Origin of the sequence: Sphingomonas sp. SORGH_AS_0879, from assembly GCF_030819175.1 — a bacterium.
GTDB lineage: Bacteria > Pseudomonadota > Alphaproteobacteria > Sphingomonadales > Sphingomonadaceae > Sphingomonas.
In genome coordinates this window covers 3,590,917-3,610,092 of record NZ_JAUTBJ010000002.1, presented here as the reverse complement: position 1 = coordinate 3,610,092, position 19,176 = coordinate 3,590,917, and the positions used below count along the sequence as shown (strand labels likewise).

General features: G+C 66.8%; 21 protein-coding genes. 11 read left to right on the top strand and 10 right to left on the bottom strand.

Features of this window, described 5'->3' with window-relative positions; all coding sequences use genetic code 11:
* Positions 1 to 28 precede the first annotated feature (28 nt).
* The 10 genes from QE379_RS16885 to QE379_RS16840 all read left to right on the top strand — a co-directional run bounded on the left by QE379_RS16885 (position 29) and on the right by QE379_RS16840 (position 8,423).
* On the top strand, positions 29 to 721 hold the full coding sequence (locus QE379_RS16885; protein ID WP_307002262.1) for a response regulator transcription factor: 693 nt from the start codon (positions 29 to 31) through the stop codon (positions 719 to 721).
* Entirely contained in the window at positions 718 to 2,073 is a 1,356-nt protein-coding gene (locus QE379_RS16880; protein WP_307002260.1) for a HAMP domain-containing sensor histidine kinase, read from the top strand. The genes QE379_RS16885 and QE379_RS16880 overlap by 4 nt, the downstream gene beginning before the upstream one ends.
* Positions 2,074 to 2,238: 165 nt before the next feature.
* On the top strand, positions 2,239 to 2,487 hold the full coding sequence (locus QE379_RS16875) for a hypothetical protein (RefSeq protein WP_307002259.1): 249 nt from the start codon (positions 2,239 to 2,241) through the stop codon (positions 2,485 to 2,487).
* Positions 2,488 to 2,645: 158 nt separating this feature from the next.
* Entirely contained in the window at positions 2,646 to 3,014 is a 369-nt protein-coding gene (gene rpsM, locus QE379_RS16870; RefSeq protein WP_058718060.1) for a 30S ribosomal protein S13, read from the top strand.
* 107 nt (positions 3,015 to 3,121) lie between these two features.
* Positions 3,122 to 3,511 (top strand): 30S ribosomal protein S11, encoded by a 390-nt coding sequence (rpsK, locus tag QE379_RS16865; RefSeq protein WP_007405180.1) that lies wholly within the window; start codon positions 3,122 to 3,124, stop codon positions 3,509 to 3,511.
* A gap of 88 nt (positions 3,512 to 3,599) precedes the next feature.
* Positions 3,600 to 4,664, top strand: a complete 1,065-nt coding sequence (locus QE379_RS16860; RefSeq protein ID WP_267434549.1) for a DNA-directed RNA polymerase subunit alpha — start codon at positions 3,600 to 3,602, stop codon at positions 4,662 to 4,664.
* Positions 4,665 to 4,919: 255 nt separating this feature from the next.
* The gene (rplQ, locus tag QE379_RS16855; RefSeq protein WP_267434548.1) at positions 4,920 to 5,342 is read left to right on the top strand and encodes a 50S ribosomal protein L17; all 423 of its coding nucleotides are present in this window, start codon (positions 4,920 to 4,922) and stop codon (positions 5,340 to 5,342) included.
* A gap of 266 nt (positions 5,343 to 5,608) precedes the next feature.
* On the top strand, positions 5,609 to 6,163 hold the full coding sequence (locus QE379_RS16850) for a hypothetical protein (protein ID WP_307002255.1): 555 nt from the start codon (positions 5,609 to 5,611) through the stop codon (positions 6,161 to 6,163).
* Positions 6,164 to 6,195: 32 nt separating this feature from the next.
* The gene (gene guaA, locus QE379_RS16845; RefSeq protein ID WP_307002253.1) at positions 6,196 to 7,749 is read left to right on the top strand and encodes a glutamine-hydrolyzing GMP synthase; all 1,554 of its coding nucleotides are present in this window, start codon (positions 6,196 to 6,198) and stop codon (positions 7,747 to 7,749) included.
* Between the two features lie 428 nt (positions 7,750 to 8,177).
* Positions 8,178 to 8,423 carry a phage integrase N-terminal SAM-like domain-containing protein gene (locus QE379_RS16840; RefSeq protein WP_307002251.1) on the top strand — a complete coding sequence of 82 codons (246 nt, stop codon included), beginning with the start codon at positions 8,178 to 8,180 and terminating at the stop codon, positions 8,421 to 8,423.
* Between the two features lie 10 nt (positions 8,424 to 8,433).
* On the opposite strand, the gene QE379_RS16835 is transcribed toward QE379_RS16840, so the two are convergent.
* A protein-coding gene (locus tag QE379_RS16835; protein ID WP_373461816.1) for an IS3 family transposase occupies positions 8,434 to 9,599 on the bottom strand; the annotation gives its coding sequence in 2 pieces (ribosomal slippage) (positions 8,434 to 9,338 and positions 9,338 to 9,599; 1,167 coding nt in all).
* Between the two features lie 38 nt (positions 9,600 to 9,637).
* Between QE379_RS16835 and QE379_RS16830 the strand changes: the two genes are divergently transcribed.
* Entirely contained in the window at positions 9,638 to 10,318 is a 681-nt protein-coding gene (locus QE379_RS16830; protein ID WP_307002247.1) for an IS5 family transposase, read from the top strand.
* Between the two features lie 370 nt (positions 10,319 to 10,688).
* On the opposite strand, the gene QE379_RS16825 is transcribed toward QE379_RS16830, so the two are convergent.
* The 9 genes from QE379_RS16825 to QE379_RS16785 form a co-directional block, all read right to left on the bottom strand.
* Complete coding sequence (locus QE379_RS16825; protein WP_307002245.1) at positions 10,689 to 13,544, bottom strand: pitrilysin family protein; 2,856 nt, start codon at positions 13,542 to 13,544, stop codon at positions 10,689 to 10,691.
* Between the two features lie 23 nt (positions 13,545 to 13,567).
* Entirely contained in the window at positions 13,568 to 13,780 is a 213-nt protein-coding gene (locus QE379_RS16820) for a hypothetical protein (RefSeq protein WP_307002244.1), read from the bottom strand.
* Positions 13,781 to 13,782: 2 nt separating this feature from the next.
* The gene (gene tgt / locus QE379_RS16815) at positions 13,783 to 14,922 is read right to left on the bottom strand and encodes a tRNA guanosine(34) transglycosylase Tgt (protein WP_307002242.1); all 1,140 of its coding nucleotides are present in this window, start codon (positions 14,920 to 14,922) and stop codon (positions 13,783 to 13,785) included.
* Complete coding sequence (locus tag QE379_RS16810; protein ID WP_307002241.1) at positions 14,919 to 15,416, bottom strand: EF-hand domain-containing protein; 498 nt, start codon at positions 15,414 to 15,416, stop codon at positions 14,919 to 14,921. Before QE379_RS16810 ends, tgt begins: the two co-directional genes overlap by 4 nt.
* Complete coding sequence (gene queA / locus QE379_RS16805; RefSeq protein ID WP_307002240.1) at positions 15,413 to 16,450, bottom strand: tRNA preQ1(34) S-adenosylmethionine ribosyltransferase-isomerase QueA; 1,038 nt, start codon at positions 16,448 to 16,450, stop codon at positions 15,413 to 15,415. Before queA ends, QE379_RS16810 begins: the two co-directional genes overlap by 4 nt.
* Entirely contained in the window at positions 16,447 to 17,199 is a 753-nt protein-coding gene (locus QE379_RS16800) for a peptidylprolyl isomerase (RefSeq protein WP_307003274.1), read from the bottom strand. The genes queA and QE379_RS16800 overlap by 4 nt, the downstream gene beginning before the upstream one ends.
* Positions 17,200 to 17,437: 238 nt before the next feature.
* Positions 17,438 to 17,941, bottom strand: a complete 504-nt coding sequence (coaD, locus tag QE379_RS16795; protein WP_307002238.1) for a pantetheine-phosphate adenylyltransferase — start codon at positions 17,939 to 17,941, stop codon at positions 17,438 to 17,440.
* Positions 17,938 to 18,837: a polyprenyl synthetase family protein gene (locus tag QE379_RS16790; RefSeq protein WP_307002236.1), complete on the bottom strand. Its 900-nt coding sequence runs from the start codon at positions 18,835 to 18,837 to the stop codon at positions 17,938 to 17,940. The genes coaD and QE379_RS16790 overlap by 4 nt, the downstream gene beginning before the upstream one ends.
* Positions 18,838 to 18,839: 2 nt before the next feature.
* Positions 18,840 to 19,079 carry an exodeoxyribonuclease VII small subunit gene (locus tag QE379_RS16785; protein WP_307002235.1) on the bottom strand — a complete coding sequence of 80 codons (240 nt, stop codon included), beginning with the start codon at positions 19,077 to 19,079 and terminating at the stop codon, positions 18,840 to 18,842.
* Positions 19,080 to 19,176 lie beyond the last annotated feature (97 nt).

Below are 19,176 nucleotides of genomic sequence, written 5' to 3'. Positions count from 1 at the left end.
ATCGCCCTATGCCGGAGCAGACGAACCGATGAGCCGCAAGATCCTGATCGTCGAAGACGATGCTTCCACCTCCGCCTATGTCGCCAAGGGGCTGGCCGAGGCGGGTTATGCCGTCGAGCAATGCGGGGACGGCCGGGACGGGCTGTTCCTGGCGAGCGAGGGGATATTCGACCTGATCATCGCCGACCGGATGCTGCCGCGCCTGGACGGGCTGGCGATGGTCAGCGCGATCCGCGCGGCGGGCATCTCCACCCCGGTGCTGATCCTGTCGGCGCTGGCCACGGTCGACGACCGGGTCGACGGGCTGAAGGCGGGCGCGGACGATTATCTGTGCAAGCCCTTCTCCTTCGCCGAGCTGTCGGCGCGGATCGAGGCGCTGGTCCGTCGGTCCGACCGCGCCGCGTCCGAACCGACCCGCACCAAGCTGTCGGTCGGCGATCTGGAGATCGACCTGCTCGCCCGCACCGTCACCCGCGCGGGCAAGATCATCCCGGTCGGCGCGCGCGAGTTCAACCTGCTGGAATTCCTGGCGCGCCATGCCGGACAGGTCGTCACCCGCACGATGATGCTGGAGAAGATCTGGAACTATCATTTCGACCCCGGCTCCAACGTGGTCGACGTCCATATCGGGCGGCTGCGGCGCAAGCTGGAGGAAGGCTTCGGCACCCCGATCCTTCATACGGTGCGCGGCGCGGGCTACAGGCTGGCCGTCGAGGGGTGAAGCCGCGGCTGACGATCTCGGCACGGATCGCGCTGCTGTCGATCATCCTGGCGCTGGTATCCAATCTGGCGCTGGTCGGGTTCATCTGGAAACAGACCAGCGCCGATGCGGTCGCGGCGCTCCACCGCGAGATCGTCGAACAGGCGGATGCCTTACGCGCCGTCTGGCGAACGGGCGCGCTGCCCGCGCTGGCCGATGCGATCAAGGAGGCGCGCGAGCCCGGCGACGTGTCGCTGGTCCTCGCCATATTCGATACGCAGGGGCACCGGATCGCGGGCTATGCGCCGCGTCATCTGGCGGTGCCGCTGTCGGACACGCCGTTTCGGATCGCGGTGCTGGGCCGCGACGGCGTCTGGGCCAGCCGCGAGGCGGGCTATACGCTCCATCCCATCGGCCATGACTGGTTGCTGGTCGGGCGGCCGCTCGACCTGATCGAGGCGCAGCAGGTGGCGATCGAGCGCGCGCTGGCGCTGGCGGTGTTCCTGTCGTTGATGCTGGGGGTCGGGACCGGGCTCGTCCTGGCGCGCTATGTCGCGGGGCGGCTCAACGCCATCGTCGCGGTCATGGATGCGGCGGGGGAGGGCGATTTGTCGCGGCGCGTCTCGCTGGTGCGGGGCGGCGACGGCGATGGCGACGCCTTCGACCGGCTGGCGGTGCGACTGAACGCGATGCTGGGCAAGATCGAGCAGTTGATGGCCGAGTTGCGCGTCGTCACCGACAGCCTGGCGCACGACCTGCGCTCGCCGCTCGCCCGATTGCGGACCAAGACCGAGCAGGCGGTGCTGATCGCCGATCCGGCCCAGCGCGAGGCGGCGCTGGGTGGCCTGCTGGTCGAAACCGACCTGATCATGCGGATGCTGACCATGGTCATCGAGATCAGCCGTTCGGAATCGGTGACCCGCGACCGCTTCACCCTGGCCTCGCCCGCCGAACTGATCGAGGAGATCGGGGAACTCTACGCCCCGGTGGTCGAGGATGCGGGGCTTCGGTTCCTGATCGCGGTCGAGGATCGCCCCGCCCCCCTGCCGCTGCACCGCGAACTGATGAGCCAGGCGCTGTCCAACCTCATCGACAATGCCCTGAAGCACGGGGCGTCGGGCGGGGAGGTGACGCTGCGGCTGCGGCGCACGGTGGAGGGCATCGTCTTCCAGGTCGAGGATCACGGCCCCGGCATCGCCGAGGCGGACCGGGCGCAGGCGTTGAAGCGGTTCGGCCGCCTCGACACCGCACGGACGACACCGGGCGCGGGGCTGGGCATGGCGTTGATCGAGGCGGTGGCGCGGCTGCATGGCGGGCGGTTCGAACTGGGGGATAATGGACCGGGGCTGATCGCGCGGTTGGTGATTCCCTGATCCTCCCCGGCACGGGGAGGGGGACCGCCGCGCAGCGGTGGTGGAGGGGGATTGCCGCAAGGGACGGCCTTTGTAGAAGCCCCCTCCGTCAGGTTTCGCCTTCCCCCTCTCCGTGCCGGCGAGGATCGGACTTGCCCCTTACGCCCAACCCCCTAAACCGCCGCGATGGATTCGCTTTCTCTGTTCGGCCTCGCTGCCGTGTCCTTCACGCTCGTCTGCTATGCGATGGAGGCGGGGTCGCATTGGTGGACGCTGGGCTTCGTCCTGGGGTGCGTTGCGGGATCGGCTTATGGCTTTCTCCAGGGCGCCTGGCCGTTCGGCGTGGTGGAGATCGTCTGGGCGATCGTGTCCTTCCGTCGCTGGCTGACGCTTCGCCGGGTGCAATCGGCGACGTTTCGGGAACCGATCGCTTGACAGAGGGTTTCGCGGGCCCTAACTGACCATCCTTCCACCACCCCCGGTTTGACGACGCGCGATTTGCGGGCGTCGCGCTTCCGCGTGGCGGAACCATCGCGTTGAGATGGAGCATGTGCGGCCATGCCATGCTTCGTGGAGCTAGGAGAACAAGTTTCATGGCACGTATCGCGGGTGTTAACCTCCCGACCAACAAGCGCGTTCTGATCGCGCTGACCTATATCCACGGCATCGGTCCGGCCAAGGCGAAGCAGATCGCTGCCAAGCTGAACATCGCCGCCGATCGTCGCGTTCAGGACCTTTCGGATCAGGAAGTCCTCCAGATCCGCGAAACCATCGACGCCGATCACACGGTGGAAGGCGATCTGCGTCGCGAAACCGCGATGAACATCAAGCGCCTGATGGACCTGGCCTGCTATCGCGGCCTGCGTCACCGCAAGGGCCTGCCGGTCCGCGGCCAGCGCACGCACACCAATGCGCGCACCCGCAAGGGCAAGGCGAAGCCGATCGCAGGCAAGAAAAAGTAAGATTTTCGTCCGGGGGGACGAAAATCACTTTTTCTCCGCCGGAGGGCGGTGCGAGGCAGACTGCTTCCCGCTCTCCGCATCAGAGATACAGGTCAGGATAGAATTCAATGGCACGTGAACCGCAGCGCATTCGCCGTCGCGAGCGCAAGAACATCACCGCCGGCGTCGCTCATGTGAACGCCAGCTTCAACAACACCATGATCACCATCACCGACGCGCAGGGCAATGCCATTTCGTGGTCGTCGGCGGGCATGATGGGCTTCAAGGGTTCGCGCAAGTCGACCCCGTATGCCGCCCAGGTCGCCGCCGAAGACGCGGGCAAGAAGGCCGCCGAGCATGGCGTCCGCACCCTGGAAGTCGAAGTGAAGGGCCCGGGTTCGGGCCGCGAATCGGCGCTGCGCGCGTTGCAGGCGGTCGGTTTCCAGATCACTTCGATCCGTGACGTGACCTCGATCCCGCACAACGGCGTGCGGCCTTCCAAGCGTCGCCGCGTCTGATGCTTCCCATGGCCGGCTGACGAGTCGGCCATGCCTCTCTCCACGGCTGGAACCGTCCCCGTTCCGGCCCATAACTCAGGGGAACCACGTGTCTGTCAACGCAAAGAACTGGCAGGAACTGAAGAAGCCCAACGCGCTCGAAAAGAAGGGCGGCGATGGCAAGCGGAAGGCGACGTTCGTTGCCGAACCGCTGGAGCGTGGCTTCGGCCTGACGCTGGGCAACGCGCTGCGCCGCGTTCTCCTGTCGTCGCTCCAGGGCGCGGCGGTCACCTCGATCAAGATCGAGAACGTGCTGCACGAGTTCTCGTCGCTGGCCGGTGTGCGTGAAGACGTCACCGACATCGTCCTGAACGTCAAGCAGCTTGCCATCCGCATGCAGGGCGAAGGCCCCAAGCGGCTCCAGCTTTCGGCGACCGGCCCCGCCACCGTCAAGGCCGGCGACATCGCCGTGTCGGGCGATATCGAGGTCATGAACAAGGACCTGGTGATCTGCCATCTCGACGAAGGCGCGACGCTCAACATGGAGCTGACCGCCGATATCGGGAAGGGCTATGTCCCCGCCGCGTCCAACCGTCCGGCCGATGCGCCGATCGGCCTGATCCCGGTCGATGCGCTCTACTCGCCGGTTCGCCAGGTGTCGTACAAGGTCGACCCGACCCGCGTCGGTCAGGACCTGGACTATGACAAGCTGACGCTCTCGGTCGAGACCGACGGCACCGTCACCCCGGAAGACGCCGTGGCCTATGCCGCGCGCATCCTCCAGGACCAGCTGGCGCTGTTCGTGCACTTCGACGACTCGGCGCTCACCCGCGCGGCCCCCGTGGGCCAGGCGGCGATCCCCGCCGCCGGTGGCGAGCCGCAGAGCGACGCGCAGCAGATCAACCGTTACCTTCTCAAGAAGGTGGACGAGCTGGAACTATCGGTGCGTTCGGCGAACTGCCTCAAGAACGACAACATCATCTATATCGGCGATCTGGTCGGCAAGACCGAAGCCGAGATGCTGCGCACCCCGAATTTCGGTCGCAAGTCGCTGAACGAAATCAAGGAAGTGCTGTCGTCCATGGGTCTGCGCCTGGGCATGGAAATCCCCGGCTGGCCGCCCGAGAATATCGAGGAAATGGCCAAGAAGCTGGAACAGGAGATCATGGGCTGAGCCGCACGCGGATAGCGATGCTATCCGCGAGACGGCGCAAGCCCGGCCGGCGGGTCGCCCATGGGCGACCCGTTCGACGTCAGGATTGCGGCTTTGCCGTGATCCGGTCCTTCGGCCCGGCCCCTCCACCAGCTTCGCTGGTCCCCCTCCCCAAGCAAGCTTGGGGAGGATTTGAATAGGTGAAGGTGACGGCCTCGACGGTCACCAGGTCTGGGGTACCGTGAGACGGCCCCTTAACGAACGAAGGAACTACCTATGCGTCATCGCGTCGGCGGCCGTAAGCTGCAGCGTACCTCGGCTCATCGTATCGCACTCTTCCGCAACATGGCGGCAGCGCTGATCAAGCACGAGCAGATCACCACCACCGTCGCCAAGGCGAAGGAACTGCGTCCCTATGTCGAAAAGCTGGTCACGCTGGCGAAGAAGGGCGGTCTTTCCAACCGTCGTCTGGCGCATGCCCGCCTGCTCGACGACGCGCAGCTGGTGAAGCTGTTCGACACGCTGGCGTCGCGCTATGCGGACCGCAACGGTGGCTATACCCGCATCATCAAGGCCGGCATCCGCGCGTCGGACGCCTCGCCGATGGCGATCATCGAGTTCGTCGACCGCGACGTCTCGGCGAAGGGCCAGGATTCGGGTCCGGTCATGAACGAGGAAGATTTCGACGAAGCCGCCTAATCTTTGCGAGCCTCGAAGACCTTCGAGAGAGGGCCGTCCCAGCGATGGGGCGGCCCCTTTTTGTTGTTTTGGACGCGGACGACAGTGCGCTCCCCCTCCCGTAGGCGGGAGGGGGCCGGGGGGAGGGCAGGGAGCCTCGCAGAGACCATCGCTCGTGGCCTTCCCTCCCCCATCCCTTCCCGCCTGCGGGAGGGGCGTGCTCAGCCGCTCTGTTCAGCATTCTGAAAGGGGTCTTCGTTTCTCCTGCGAAATAAGGGGGGCACATCATGCGCAAGATCACGACCATCGCGAGCCTGACGGCGATCGCATCGCTATCCGCCTGCGCTACCCAAACGAACTGGAACCCCGGCATCTCCACGCCGACCGCCACCTCGCTCTATTATCAGCGCGACCAGAACAGGGTGGACCCGATCGGCACGGCGGCGCTGATGGTGGCGGGGATGGGTTTGCAGGCGGCAGGCCTTCGTCCAGACCAGCCTAATGCCTCGCGGCCGGGAAGCGCGCCTGGGGCCGATCCAACCACACCCGTCCGTGCGGTGGAAACCCCCTCCGCCCCCCGTGCCGAGATCGACGAGGAAGCCGCTGTCCGCGCCTGTATCCTGGCGGCGGAGGACGAGGGGAAGCGAAGCCACGCCCATGCGCTGCTCGACAAACTGGCGTCCGTCGATCCGCTCGGCGACGGGTTGCTCGTGCGCGGGACGCTGCGTCTGCGCGAACAAGCGAACGCCGCCGAAGGCCTCCGCCCGTTCCGCTGCCGTGTCGATTCACAGGCGGTGCGGACGATTGCGATCGACCCGGCGGAAAGCATCGCCGCCCGGTAGATTTTTGACAAAGACATCGCTATCGGACCGCCATGGAGCACCCCGACAGCATCCTCATCGTCGATTTCGGCAGCCAGGTCACCCAGCTCATCGCGCGCCGTGTGCGCGAAGCGGGGGTCTATAGCGAGATCGTGCCCTTCCAATCGGCTGGTGAGGCCTTCGCGCGGATCAATCCCGCCGCCGTCATCCTGTCGGGCGGCCCCGCCTCGGTGGTGGACGAAACCAGCCCCCGCATCCCGCAGGCGATCCTCGACAGCGGCCTGCCGATGCTGGGCATCTGCTATGGCCAGCAGGCGCTGACCCAGCAGCTCGGCGGGAAGGTCGAGAAGGGCGACAGCGGCGAGTTCGGCGAGGCGTTCATCACGGTCGAGAATGGCTGCACCCTGTTCGACGGCCTGTGGCAGACAGGCGAGCGGCATCAGGTGTGGATGAGCCATGGCGACAAGGTGACTGCACTGGCACCGGGCTTCCAGGTCGTGGCGACGAGCCCCGGTGCGCCCTATGCGATCATCGCCAATGAGGAACGCCGCATCTACGCGATGCAGTTCCATCCGGAGGTGGTGCACACCCCCGACGGCGCCAAGCTGATCGCCAATTTCGTCCGCCATGTCGCGGGACTTTCGGGTGACTGGACGATGGCGGAGTTCCGTGCCGCCAAGATCGCCGAAATCCGCGAACAGGTCGGCTCGGCCAAGGTGATCTGCGGCCTGTCGGGCGGGGTCGACTCGTCGGTGGCGGCGCTGCTGATCCATGAGGCGATCGGCGACCAACTGACCTGCGTATTCGTCGATGGCGGCATCCTGCGCCAGGGCGAGGCCGAGCAGGTCGTCAGCCTGTTCCGTGGCCACTACAACATCCCGCTCGTCCATGTGGACGCGCAGGACCTGTTCATGGACGGCTTGGCGGGCGTCACCGACCCCGAGGCCAAGCGCAAGTTCATCGGCAAGACCTTCATCGACGTGTTCGAGGCCGAGGCCAAGAAGATCGGCGGCGCGGAGTTCCTGGCCCAGGGCACGCTCTATCCCGACGTGATCGAGAGCGTCAGCTTCACTGGCGGCCCGTCGGTGACGATCAAGAGCCACCACAATGTCGGCGGCCTGCCCGAACGCATGAACATGAAGCTGGTCGAGCCGCTTCGCGAATTGTTCAAGGACGAGGTCCGCGTACTGGGCCGCGAGCTGGGCCTGCCCGACGTGTTCGTCGGCCGCCATCCCTTCCCCGGACCCGGCCTGGCGATCCGCATCCCCGGCGAGGTGACGCGCGAGCGCTGCGACATTTTGCGCAAGGCGGACGCCATCTATTTGGAGGAAATCCGCAAGGCCGGGTTGTACGATGCCATCTGGCAGGCGTTCGCAGTGTTGCTGCCGGTGCGCTCGGTCGGCGTGATGGGCGATGGCCGGACCTATGACTCGGTGCTGGCGCTGCGGGCGGTGACTTCGGTGGATGGGATGACGGCGCAGGCCTTCGACTTCCCCGGCGGCTTCCTGCCGCGCGTGACGACCCGGATCATCAACGAGGTGAAGGGCATCAACCGCGTCGTCTACGACTATACCAGCAAGCCCCCCGGTACGATCGAGTGGGAGTGATCCCGGACTCGTGGGTCCTGCGGAGCAGGAACGCGGCCGGATCATTCGGTGCCGTCAGGTGCCGCTGGCAGATGATACGAAAAGGCGCCTCGGCTGACACCGGGGCGCCTTTTCGTTGCCGATGGGGGATTGGCGCGCCCGACATAACGAAGGTGGGCACTCAGATCATTGGGAAATTGTGGTGTCAAAGGCGACTTAACGGTGTTTCTACCGGATATCGTTCGATGGCGACCTAATGATCACACGTTGAAAATATCGCCTTGCTACATTGCTGTGTCCCGAATCCAAGATGGCCGATTTTGGGACTTGGACGAACCCGCTCCGCGGGATGGGTACTTGTGGCAGGCGCGAGCCGTAATAGCGGTGCCGTTGGGCGAGGCGTAGTTGCCATGAGATTGTGAGGTTCCTTCAACGCAAAGGAACTCACCATGGACACCATTACGATTACCGCGGCCCCAATCGGTTCGCTGCGCCAGCGGATGCTGCAGGATATGAAGCTTCGAGGGCTTGGGGCGCATACCCAGCAGGACTATATTCGCCACGTCCGGTCCTTCGCCGCGTTTCTGGGCCGCCCTCCTGATACGGCAAGCGCAGAAGACCTCCGGCGATTTCAACTCGACCAGCATCGGCGCGCCGTTGGACCGGCGACCATCAACGCCGCAGTATTGACGTGACCCCGGTCTTTCATCCAGCGGCAACCAGAGACCGACCGTGGTTTTCGCGCATAAGCGCAGGTGAAGCAACGGGCGGGGTTAACCCCGCCCGTTGCTGTTCGAGCCCGGCAGCGAAGGCTGCCGGAGTGGCGTAGCCGAGCGAGGAGTGCGGACGCTCGTTGTTGTAGTCGTCGACCCAGCGGGCCAGAATCGAGCGGGCCTGACCGATGGTGAAGAACAGCGTCTCGTTGAGCAGCTCGTCGCGCATGCGACCGTTAAAGCTCTCGACGAACCCGTTCTGCGTGGGCTTGCCCGGCGCGATGTAATGCCACTCGATGCGGGCATCGCCGGACCAGGCGAGCACCGCGTTCGACGTCAGTTCGGTCCCGTTGTCGCTGACGATCATCTTCGGCCTGCCACGCTCGGCGATCAGATCGGCCAGCTCGCGCACGACCCGCCGGCCCGAGATCGACGTGTCCACCACCGCCCGAAGGCATTCGCGCGTGACGTCATCGACGATGTTGAGCACGCGGAACCGACGGCCGGTCACGAGCTGGTCGTGGACGAAGTCCAGACTCCAGCGCTGGTTGGGAAGCGCCAGCACTGACGCGGGCGCACGGCTGCCTGTGGCGCGCCTTCGTCCCTTCCGGCGCCTGACCGTCAAACCCTCCTCACGATAGAGCCGCTGGGTCTTCTTGCGGTTGATCGTGATGCCGTCCCGGCGCAGCAGGATGTGCAGACGCCGATAGCCGAACCGTCGGCGTTGCTGCGCCAGCTCGCGCAGCCGCGACCGCAGGTCGCCATCATCCGCCCGGCACGAGCGATACCGCATGCTCGTGCGGTCTGCCCCAACGACCGTGCATGCCCGCCGCTCGCTCATCCCCAACGTCGCCTGGAGATGCGCGACCGCTTGCCGCTTCGCGGCGGGCGTCACCACTTTTTTGACAGCAGGTCTTTCAACCCCGCATTGTCCAGCATCGTGTCCGCCAGTAGCCGTTTGAGCCGGGCGTTCTCCTCTTCGAGCGACCGCAGGCGCTTTGCGTCGGACACCTCCAGGCCGCCGAACTTCGCCTTCCACGCATAGTAAGTCGCGCTCGACATCCCGTGCTTGCGGCACAGCTCCGTCACCACCGCACCCGCCTCGGCCTCCTTCAGGATGCCGATGATCTGCTCTTCCAAAAACTGCTTCCGCTTCATTCCGTCCGTCCCTTTAAGGAGACGGTCTCTACTTCCAGTTGGATGAAGAAACGGGGGTCACGTCACGGTTTCGCGCGGCGGCGGCGGCGGGGGACGTGCTGGAGCGCTGCTTTGCCGAGATCAACCGGCAGCTGGATGCGCAGGGGCTGGTGCTGCGGCGGGGGACGATCCTTGATGCCTCGGTGGTCAAGGCGACCCGCAAGCCCCCGCGCGGGGACGGGATCGCGCCGGGTGATCCGCACCCCCAGGAGCCGGGAGCCGACTGGACGCGCAAGGACGGCAAGCCGGTGTTCGGCTACCGCTTCCATATCGGCATGGACGAGGGCTCGGGCCTGATCCGCAAGCTGGCCTTCACCTCGGCCAGGGTCCAGGATGTCGAACGGGCCGACGCGCTGGTCTGCGGCGACGAAGGCGCGGTCTATGCCGACCGGGCCTATGAGGGCCAGGCGCGTCGCAAGGCCCTGAAGGCGGCCGGGATCAAGGATCGCATCATGCATCGCCGGCACCGCTACATGCCAAAGCTGCCGCGCTGGCAGGCCCGGCGCAACCACCTCATCGCCAGACGGCGCGCCCCTGTCGAGGCGGTCTTCAGCGCCATGAAGCGCCTCTACGGCAAGGCGCGCACCAGATGCCTGTCGATCGAGCGGAACGCCGCAGACTTCCTCGCCTTTGCCACCATCTACAATATCAGACGCGCCGCCATCCTTGCCGCTGGCTGAGCCGGAGCGATCCTGCCCCTCCAAACCGGCCAGCCAAAGCTGACCAAGGCCCGTACCGGATCCCTGAAGCGACAGCCTCGCCCAGATCCTCTGTCACAAATGAGCCGTTTCGCAGAGGAATCCTCGAAGGGGAGGTGGCAGGTCGAAGGCCTGATGGAGGAGTGTCGCCCTTGGAGATAGAAGACCGTCTCGCGGGCGGTGACACCCCTCCACCAGCTTCGCTGGTCCCCCTCCCCTTGCAGGGGAGGAATGAAGGGCGCGCGGCGGGAATGTCGATCGGACTCTAAATCCCTTCCTGACGGGACCCCGGCCTCCGTCGGGATGGTGCACGGCCTTGGGCCACGTACCGATCCGCGCGGAGGCCCCGGTTTCAGTGGAGCTTGGGCGTGTCGAGGTTGATCGCGTCCGCCGGGATCACCTCGACCTGCGGATGCGCGGACTTCAGCGCGGGCAGGAACTGCTTGGCGTCGCCGACCACGACGATGCTCGCCGCCTTGGGATCGAGCAGCGCGGCGGAGGCGGACCGGACCGCCGCCGAATCGACCGCCTGCACGCGCGGGATGTAGCGGCTGAGCTCGTCCAGCGGCACGCCTTGGAGCGTGTAGCTGGCGAGGATGTCGGCGATGCCGTCCGTCGTCTCGATCGTGCGGCCGAAACCGCCGACCAGCACCGCCTGCCGCGTCGCCAGTTCGTCCTGCTGCACGGGCGCGGTACCCAGCTTCGTCATCTCGGCATCGATCAGGCCGACCACCTCGGCGGCGGACGGGTTCTTGGTCTGGGTCCGGGCGGAGATCAGGCCGATATCGCGACCGGTCGCCACCGAACTGCCCGCGCCATAAGCCAGGCCGCGCTTGATACGGATTTCCTGGTTAAGCCGCGACGAAAAGCCGCCGCCCAGCACCGTATTGGCGACCGCCAGCGGGTAGTAGCGGTCATCGGCGCGGCGGATGCCGGAGCGCGCAACGACCACGCCCGCCTGCCCGGCATCGGGCATGTCGACGACGATGACGCGCGGCGCAGGGAAGGCCGGTTCGGCGGGCTTGGCCGCTACCGCCGTGGCACCTGCCACACGCCATGTCCCCAGATGACGCTCGGCCAGCGTCCGCGCCTGAGCGGGGGTGACGTCGCCGACCAGTAGCAGGGTCGCCTGTGCGGGCTTCCAGCTTCGGGCATAGGCGGCGGTCAGGTCCGCACGGGTCAGGGCCTTGAGCGAGTGGGGCGTGCCCGACAGCGGCTGGCCATAGGCGCGTGCCCCATAGACCACGCGGTCCGCGACCATCGCCGAGAGCTGCGCGGGATTCTTCATCGCGACGTTCAGGCTGTCGATCGACTGGGTCCGGGCGCGGTCGATCTCCTCCTGCGCAAAGGCGGGATGGGTGGCGACATCGGCCAGGATGGTCATCGCCGTGTCCGCCTGGGCCGACGGTACGGTCAGGTCGATACTGGCCCCATCGTCGGTCGCGCTGCTGGCGATCGATCCGCCCAGGCTTTCGACCGCGCGGGCGATCTCGGTGGCGGAGCGGGTCCGCGTCCCCTTGGTCATCAATTCGGCGGACAGGCTGCTGGCGCCCGCCTTGCCTGCCGGATCGGTCGCCGCGCCGCCCAATGCGACCAGCGAGGCGGTGACCAGCGGCAGGTCATGTCGCTCGACCGTCACGACGCGCAGGCCGTTGGACAGGGTGGCGACCACCGGTTGCGGCAAGGTGGGCGCGATCGGTGCGCCGGGGGCGGGGGGCAGGATGCGCTGACCATCGGGCGCGGGGGTGACGACCGCGATATCAGCGGGCGGGGTGAGCGCCGCCGTCTGGACCGTCGGCGCGATCTCGATCGGCATCAGGCGCACGTTCGCGGGCCGGTCCGATTCGGGGAGGTAGCGGATGGTCGCGCTCTGGCTGTCCTGCAGATAGGCCCGCGCCACGCGCTGGACATCGGCGGCGGTGACCGTCTGGACGGCGGCGATCTGGCGGTCGGCGGCGGTCGGGTCGCCATCGACGATGACGCTGTTGGCGATCAGGTTCGCCTTGCCCTCGGCGGTCTCGCGCTGCTTGAGCGCGGCGGTCAGCAATTCGTTCTTCGCCTCGGCCAGTTCGGCGGCGGAGACGGGCGCGTCACGCAGCCGCGCGATCTCCTTCTTCAGCGCCGCTTCGCCCTCGGCGACCGGCTTGCCGCCCGCCATCATCGCATAGGCGACGAAATTGCCGGTCGATTGCTTGGTGTCGAGGAAGGTCGCGGCGGACTGGGCGAGTTGGTCGCGATAGACCAGATCCTCGTACAGCCGCGAGCTTTCGCCCGCCGACAGGATCGCGTTCAGCACCATCAGCGCCGGGGTATCCGCGCTACGCTCCGGCGGGATATGATAGCTGATCAGGACGGCGGGCAGCGGGACATTCGCCTCATAGACGCTGCGGGTGACCGCCTCGGTCCGCCTGGGCTCCTGCACGGTGACGCGCGGGATCGGATTGGCGGGGCGCTTGATGTTCGCGAAATACTGGTCGACCCAGCGGTCGAGCTGCGCGGGATCGAAATTGCCCGCGACGACCAGCACCGCATTGTCGGGCCGGTAATAGGTGGCGTGGAAAGCGCGCACATCGTCGATGCCCGCCGATTCCAGTTCCTCCAGGCTGCCGATGCCGGGGCGCGCATAGGGATGCGTCGTATAGGCCAGCTTGGGATAGTAAATGGAGAACAGCTTGCCATAGGGCTGGGCGAGGGTGCGCTGGCGCAATTCCTCCTTCACCACGTCGCGCTCGCTGGCGAAGCTCTTGGGCTCGACGACCAGCGCGGCCATGCGGTCGGCTTCCGCGAAGAGCAGCCGTTGCAGGTGATTGGCGGGTACCACCTCGAAATAATTGGTATAGTCGTCGGCGGTGGAGGCGTTGTTATAGCCGCCGACATCCTCGGTCAGGCGATCCATCTGTTCGGGAACAAGGTTGCGCGTCGCCTTGAACATCAGATGCTCGAACATGTGGGCGAAGCCCGAGCGGCCCCTCGGATCGTCCTTCGACCCGACATCATACCAGACCTGGACCGAGACGTTGGGCGTCGTCGTGTCGCGAATGGCATAGACGCGCAGGCCGTTGGGCAGGGTGCGCGTGGTGAAGGCGATCGGTTTCACGCTTTCCGTGCGCGCCCCTTTCACACTTTGGGGTGGCTGCGCGGTCTGCGCCCCGGCCAGCGTGGGAAGGGCGGCGACGCCGAGCAGAAGCGCGGCACGGAAAAGGCGCATGAAAACCCTCTTGGTTGGACGTGTTACTTGGACTTGTTGCGCGTGCCGTAGAGGACGGCCGCCGCGATCGCCGCCGAACCGATGCCGACGCCCAGCCCGATCTTGCCCAGTGGCCAGTTGCGCGTCTGTTCCTTGATGGACTCGGCGGTCGCTTCGGCGGCGGCGACGGCGTGGTCCTTGGCCTCCTTGGCGGCGGCGAGGATTTCGTTGGGGGCGTCTTCGGTACGGTCGGTCATGGTTACTCTCCTACTCCGCCGCCAGCGTAGCGCGCCCGGAAGTCGTCCGCAAAGGCCGTGAGCCGTCCTTCGCTGATCGCGGCGCGCAGATCGGCCATCATCTGCTGGTAGAACCAGATATTATGCTCGGTCATCAGCATCGCGCCCAGGATTTCCCCGGCGCGGACCAGATGGTGCAGATAGGCGCAGCTCCACGTCGCACAGACCGGGCAGCCACAGGCGGGGTCGAGCGGCCCCTGATCCTCGGCAAAGCGGGCGTTTCGGATGTTGATCGGCCCCTGCCGCGTAAAGGCCTGTCCGGTCCGCCCCGAGCGGGTGGGCAGCACGCAGTCGAACATGTCGACCCCGCGCTCGACCGCGCCGACGATATCGGTCGGTTTGCCGACGCCCATCAGGTAGCGCGGCCTTTCCACCGGCAATTGCCCTGGCGCGAAGTCGAGGCAGCCGAACATCGCCTCCTGCCCTTCGCCGACCGCGAGGCCGCCGATCGCATAGCCGTCAAAACCGATATCGATCAGCGCATCGGCGGAGCTTTTGCGGAACCCTTCGTCCAGCGCGCCCTGCTGGATGCCGAAGATCGCATTGTCCTCGGCATGTTGGCCGCCGGCATCAAAGGCATCGCGGCTGCGCTTCGCCCAGCGCATCGAGCGTTCCATCGCGGCAGCCTGCACCTCGCGGGTCGAAGTGGTGGGGACCAGTTCGTCGAACGCCATGACGATGTTGGAGCCGAGGAGGCGCTGGATTTCGATCGAGCGTTCGGGGCTGAGCAGATGGCGGGTGCCGTCCAGATGGCTTTTGAAGGATACGCCATCCTCCGACCGCTTGGTCAGATCGGCCAGGCTCATCACCTGATAGCCGCCCGAGTCGGTCAGGATCGGCCGATCCCAGCCCATGAAGCCGTGAAGCCCGCCCAGCCGGTCCACCCGCTCCGCGCCGGGGCGGAGCATCAGGTGATAGGTATTCCCTAAGATGATGTCCGCGCCGCTCGCGCGCACATCGCCGGGCTTCATCGCCTTGACGGTGGCGGCGGTGCCGACCGGCATAAAGGCGGGGGTGCGGATTTCACCGCGCTTCATGGTGATGGTGCCGGTGCGGGCGCGGCCATCCGTGGCGTGGATGGCGAAGGAGAAACGGGCGGTCATGGTCTTCTGCCTCGGGGCGCGAGCGGGCCGGTGGGGCCATTGGCGTCGGCGGGAATGGTGCGGATGGTCAGCGCCTCAGGCCGGCTGATCGCGCCGTCATGGTCACGGTCGAAACGCGAGAAGAGGCGCGAGAAATGTGCCTGGAGTTCAGCCAGCGTGATCCGGTCATCGCTGTTCTTGTCGACATCGAACGGGCTGGGCAGCGCATTGCGGTCGCCCAGCCAGCGCTCGGCCCAGTCGGCGAACTGGAGATAGCCGATGGAGCCCCGATGCGCGGTGTCGATGGCGTCGTAGGAGTGCTTCACGCCCGCTTCCATCTCCTCGCGGCTGGTCTTGCCGTCGCCGTCCGCGTCGAAGGCGGCGATCATCATCGCGACAGGCTCCACCACCATGGTCGCGGGCGTCTGCGCGAAGGGGGTGGGACGGGCGGTGACGGTCACCGTCTCGTTCGCGCCCGGCGTCGCCGCCTGGAGCAGCAGCCCGAGCAGGATCACGCCGAGCGCTCCGGCAACAGCAGCGAGGCGTCGCCATAGGAATAGAAACGATAGGCGTTCGCGATCGCATGGGCATAGGCCGCCTGCATCCGCTCCAGCCCCATCAGGGCGGAGACCAGCATGAAAAGGGTCGAACGCGGCAGGTGGAAATTGGTCATCAGCCCGTCGATCCCGCGAAAGCGATAGCCCGGCGTGATGAAGATCGCGGTATCGCCCTCGAAGGCACGGATCACGCCATCCTCGCCTGCCGCGCTCTCGATCAGGCGCAGCGAGGTGGTGCCGACCGCGATCACCCGGCCGCCGCGCGCCTTCACGGCGTTCAGCCGGTCGGCGGTGGCGGCGTCGATGCGGCCCCATTCAGCATGCATCTTGTGATCGACCGTGTCCTCGGCCTTGACCGGCAGGAAGGTGCCCGCGCCGACATGCAGCGTCAGCGTCGCATATTCGATGCCGCCCGCATCGAGCGCGGCGAGCAGCTCCGACGTGAAGTGCAGCGCAGCCGTGGGGGCCGCAACCGCGCCGGGCTCGTTGGCGAACATGGTCTGATAGTCGTCGGCGTCCTTTTCAGTGATGCCGCGCTTCTGGGCGATATAGGGGGGCAGCGGCATGGTGCCCGCCCGCTCCAGCAGCAACTCGACCGGTTCGTCGCCGGCGAAGTCGAGGGCGAAGCTGCCATCCTCGGCCCGGTCGCGCGCGGTGGCGCTGACGCCCGCGCCGAAGTCGATCACATCGCCGTCGCGGAGGCGCTTGGCGTTGCGGATGAAGGCGCGCCAGCGGCGAGTGCCCTCGCGCTTGTGCAGCGTCGCGCCGATCTTCGCCTCGCCCCGCGTGCCCTCAAGCTGCGCGGGGATGACGCGGGTGTCGTTGAACACCAGCAGGTCGCCGGGGCGGAGGCAGGTCGGCAGGTCGCTCACCCGCTGGTCGCGGGTGGCGTCGCCGTCGAGAACCAGCATCCGCGCCGAATCGCGCGGGGAGGCCGGATAAAGCGCGATCCGCTCGGGCGGCAGCGCGAAGTCGAAAAGATCTACGTTCACTTGGTGGCCGTTGCCGCCTTCTTGGCCGGAGCCGCCTTGGGCGCGGGACGGCGCACCGCCGCCGGCTTGGTGGCGGGCGCGGCGCCCGGCAGCGTCACCGGCGCACCCAGATCGGGGGCCGCGACGGGGGCGGGGGGCACATAGGCGGGGGGATTGTCCGCCGCGATATAGGCATGGACGATCTTGCTGGGGTTCGCGGGAGGCTCACCGCGTTCGATCCGGTCGACCCACTGCATGCCGTCGATCACGCGCCCGAACACCGTGTATTTCTTGTCGAGCGCGAAGCGCGGCTGGAAGACGATGTAGAACTGGCTGTTGGCGCTGTTCGGGTCGTCGGCTCGCGCCGCCGCCACCGATCCGCGCACATGGGGCAGATAGTTGAACTCTGCGGGGATGTTGGGCAGGTCCGACCCGCCGGTGCCGTCGCCCTTGGGATCGCCGCCCTGCGCCATGAAGCCGTCGATCACGCGGTGGAAGAGCAGCCCGTCATAGAAATGACGACGGGTCAGCGTCTTGATCCGCTCCACCATCTTGGGCGCGACATCGGGACGCAGCCAGATCGTCACCCGCCCGCCGGTCGACAGGTCGAGCAGCCAGAGATTCTCCTTGTCGGTGACGGGCGGCGGGGTGGGGCGACCCGCGACATTGGCCTCCAGCACCTGCGCCGCCTTGGCGGGGGTGGTGAATTTGGGCGGGGTCTGGGACTGGGATTGCGCCTGGGCCGGAACGGCGATCAGGCTGGCCATCATCATGGCAAGAGCGGCGAGAACGCGCATCACATCTCTACGACAAGGAAAGGAATGGGGTGGCTGTAGAGCAAATCGCCCCTTGCGCCAATCTGAACCTTTTGGGGGTGAATGATCCTCCCCGGCACGGGGAGGGGGACCAGCGAAGCTGGTGGAGGGGGCGTGCGGCAAAGCGTGTCCTGTGAGGAAGCCCCCCTCCGTCAGGGCTTCGCCCTGCCACCTCCCCGTGCCGGGGAGGAGCTTACGATCCCTTGCGGCCGATCTTTTCCACCCGCTCGATCACCTGGGTTCGGACGGCGGGCGTCACGAATTTGGCGATATTGCCGCCATACATCGCGATTTCCTTGACCAACCGGCTGGCGATGGGTTGCAGCGCGACATCGGCCATCAGGAAGACGGTTTCGACCCGCGGATTGATCTGCTGGTTCATCCCCGCCATCTGATATTCATATTCGAAATCGGCGACGGCACGCAGGCCCCGGACGATGACCTTGGCCCCCTCGCGTTCGGCGAAATCCATCAGCAGCGAATCGAAGGCGACGACATGGATCTCGCCCGCCACGTCCGCCACCTCGCGCCGGACCATCTCCATCCGCTCCTGAAGGGTGAACATGGGCGATTTGGAGGGGTTGGTGGTGACGCCGATCACCAGCCGGTCGACCAGCTTCGCACCGCGCCGGATGATGTCCATATGACCCAGCGTCACGGGATCGAAGGTGCCGGGATAGACGCCGATCCGGGTCACCGGTCGCGCTCCACGACGTAAGCCGCGATGGCACGCAGCAGATCGGCCTCGGGGCCGTAATCGCGTAAGTGCTCGATCGCCTGGGCGACCAGCATCCGGCATTGTTCCCGCGCGCGCGCGACGCCGAGCAGGCTGAGGAAGGTCGCCTTGCCCGCCTCTTCGTCCTTGCGCAGCTTCTTGCCCGCCACGGCCTCGTCACCCTCGGCGTCGAGCAGGTCGTCGGCGATCTGGAAGGCGAGGCCCAGATCATGCGCATAGCCGCGCAGATGCGTCCGGCCCTCGGGCGGCACACGGCCCAGGATCGCGCCCGCCTCCACCGCCGCACAGATCAGCGCGCCGGTCTTCATCTGCTGAAGCCGGGTGACGGTGGCGAGGTCGAACACCTGACGCTCGGCCTCCAGGTCCATCTGTTGCCCGCCCGCCATGCCGCTGGGGCCGGAGGCGCGGGCGAGGTCGAGGATCAGCTCGGACCGGACGAAGGGATCGGCATGGGTCGAGGGATCGGCCAGAATCTCGAAGGCCAGCGCATGGAGACAGTCGCCCGCCAGGATCGCGGTCGCCTCGTCGAACGCCTTGTGCACGGTCGGCTTGCCGCGCCGCATATCGTCGTCGTCCATTGCGGGCAGATCGTCATGGATCAGCGAATAGACATGGATCGCCTCCAGCGCGGTCGCGACCCAGCCCGCCGTGTCGCGGTCGACGGCGAACAGGTGCGACGTCGCGAAGACGAGTAGCGGGCGCAACCGCTTGCCCCCGCCGATCGCAGCATGGCGCATCGCGGCATAGAGCGAGGCGCGCGGATCGCCCGGATCGGCGAGCAACTGCGCGAAGCGGGCGTCGATGTCCTCGGCGACTTCGGCCAGGGCGCCCGACAGGGTGGTGGCGGTCAGCGTCACGCTCAACCCGCCTGGAACGGGCGGGTGCCCGCGGGCTTGCCCTCGGCGTCGAGGCGGATCGCCTCGATCCGGGCCTGGGCCGCGTCCAGCCGCTCGGCGCAGCGCTGACGCAGACGGTCGCCGCGCTCATAGAGGCGGATCGATTCGTCGAGCGTCGCTTCGCCGCTTTCCAGTCGGCCGACGATCCTCTCCAGTTCCTTGAGGGCGTCCTCGAACGTCAGTTCTTCGATGGGCGTATCCATGACGCCGCTATGGGGCAGGCCCGGCGCACGCGCAAGGATGCTCGCGCGTAGTTTGATCCACTCCCGCGAAACCGGGCCGGTGCCGCCCGGTCGAGCG

Excerpts from the sequence above, each read along its gene's own strand:
- QE379_RS16850 (WP_307002255.1), top strand. The coding sequence starts at position 5,609 with ATGCGCAAGATCACGACCATCGCGAGCCTGACGGCGATCGCATCGCTA.
- rplQ (WP_267434548.1), top strand. The coding sequence starts at position 4,920 with ATGCGTCATCGCGTCGGCGGCCGTAAGCTGCAGCGTACCTCGGCTCAT.
- rpsM (WP_058718060.1), top strand. The coding sequence starts at position 2,646 with ATGGCACGTATCGCGGGTGTTAACCTCCCGACCAACAAGCGCGTTCTG.
- QE379_RS16800 (WP_307003274.1), bottom strand. The coding sequence starts at position 17,199 with ATGATGGCCAGCCTGATCGCCGTTCCGGCCCAGGCGCAATCCCAGTCC.
- QE379_RS16885 (WP_307002262.1), top strand. The coding sequence starts at position 29 with ATGAGCCGCAAGATCCTGATCGTCGAAGACGATGCTTCCACCTCCGCC.
- guaA (WP_307002253.1), top strand. The coding sequence starts at position 6,196 with ATGGAGCACCCCGACAGCATCCTCATCGTCGATTTCGGCAGCCAGGTC.
- QE379_RS16785 (WP_307002235.1), bottom strand. The coding sequence starts at position 19,079 with ATGGATACGCCCATCGAAGAACTGACGTTCGAGGACGCCCTCAAGGAA.
- tgt (WP_307002242.1), bottom strand. The coding sequence starts at position 14,922 with ATGACCGCCCGTTTCTCCTTCGCCATCCACGCCACGGATGGCCGCGCC.
- rpsK (WP_007405180.1), top strand. The coding sequence starts at position 3,122 with ATGGCACGTGAACCGCAGCGCATTCGCCGTCGCGAGCGCAAGAACATC.
- QE379_RS16825 (WP_307002245.1), bottom strand. The coding sequence starts at position 13,544 with ATGCGCCTTTTCCGTGCCGCGCTTCTGCTCGGCGTCGCCGCCCTTCCC.
- QE379_RS16840 (WP_307002251.1), top strand. The coding sequence starts at position 8,178 with ATGGACACCATTACGATTACCGCGGCCCCAATCGGTTCGCTGCGCCAG.
- QE379_RS16820 (WP_307002244.1), bottom strand. The coding sequence starts at position 13,780 with ATGACCGACCGTACCGAAGACGCCCCCAACGAAATCCTCGCCGCCGCC.
- QE379_RS16875 (WP_307002259.1), top strand. The coding sequence starts at position 2,239 with ATGGATTCGCTTTCTCTGTTCGGCCTCGCTGCCGTGTCCTTCACGCTC.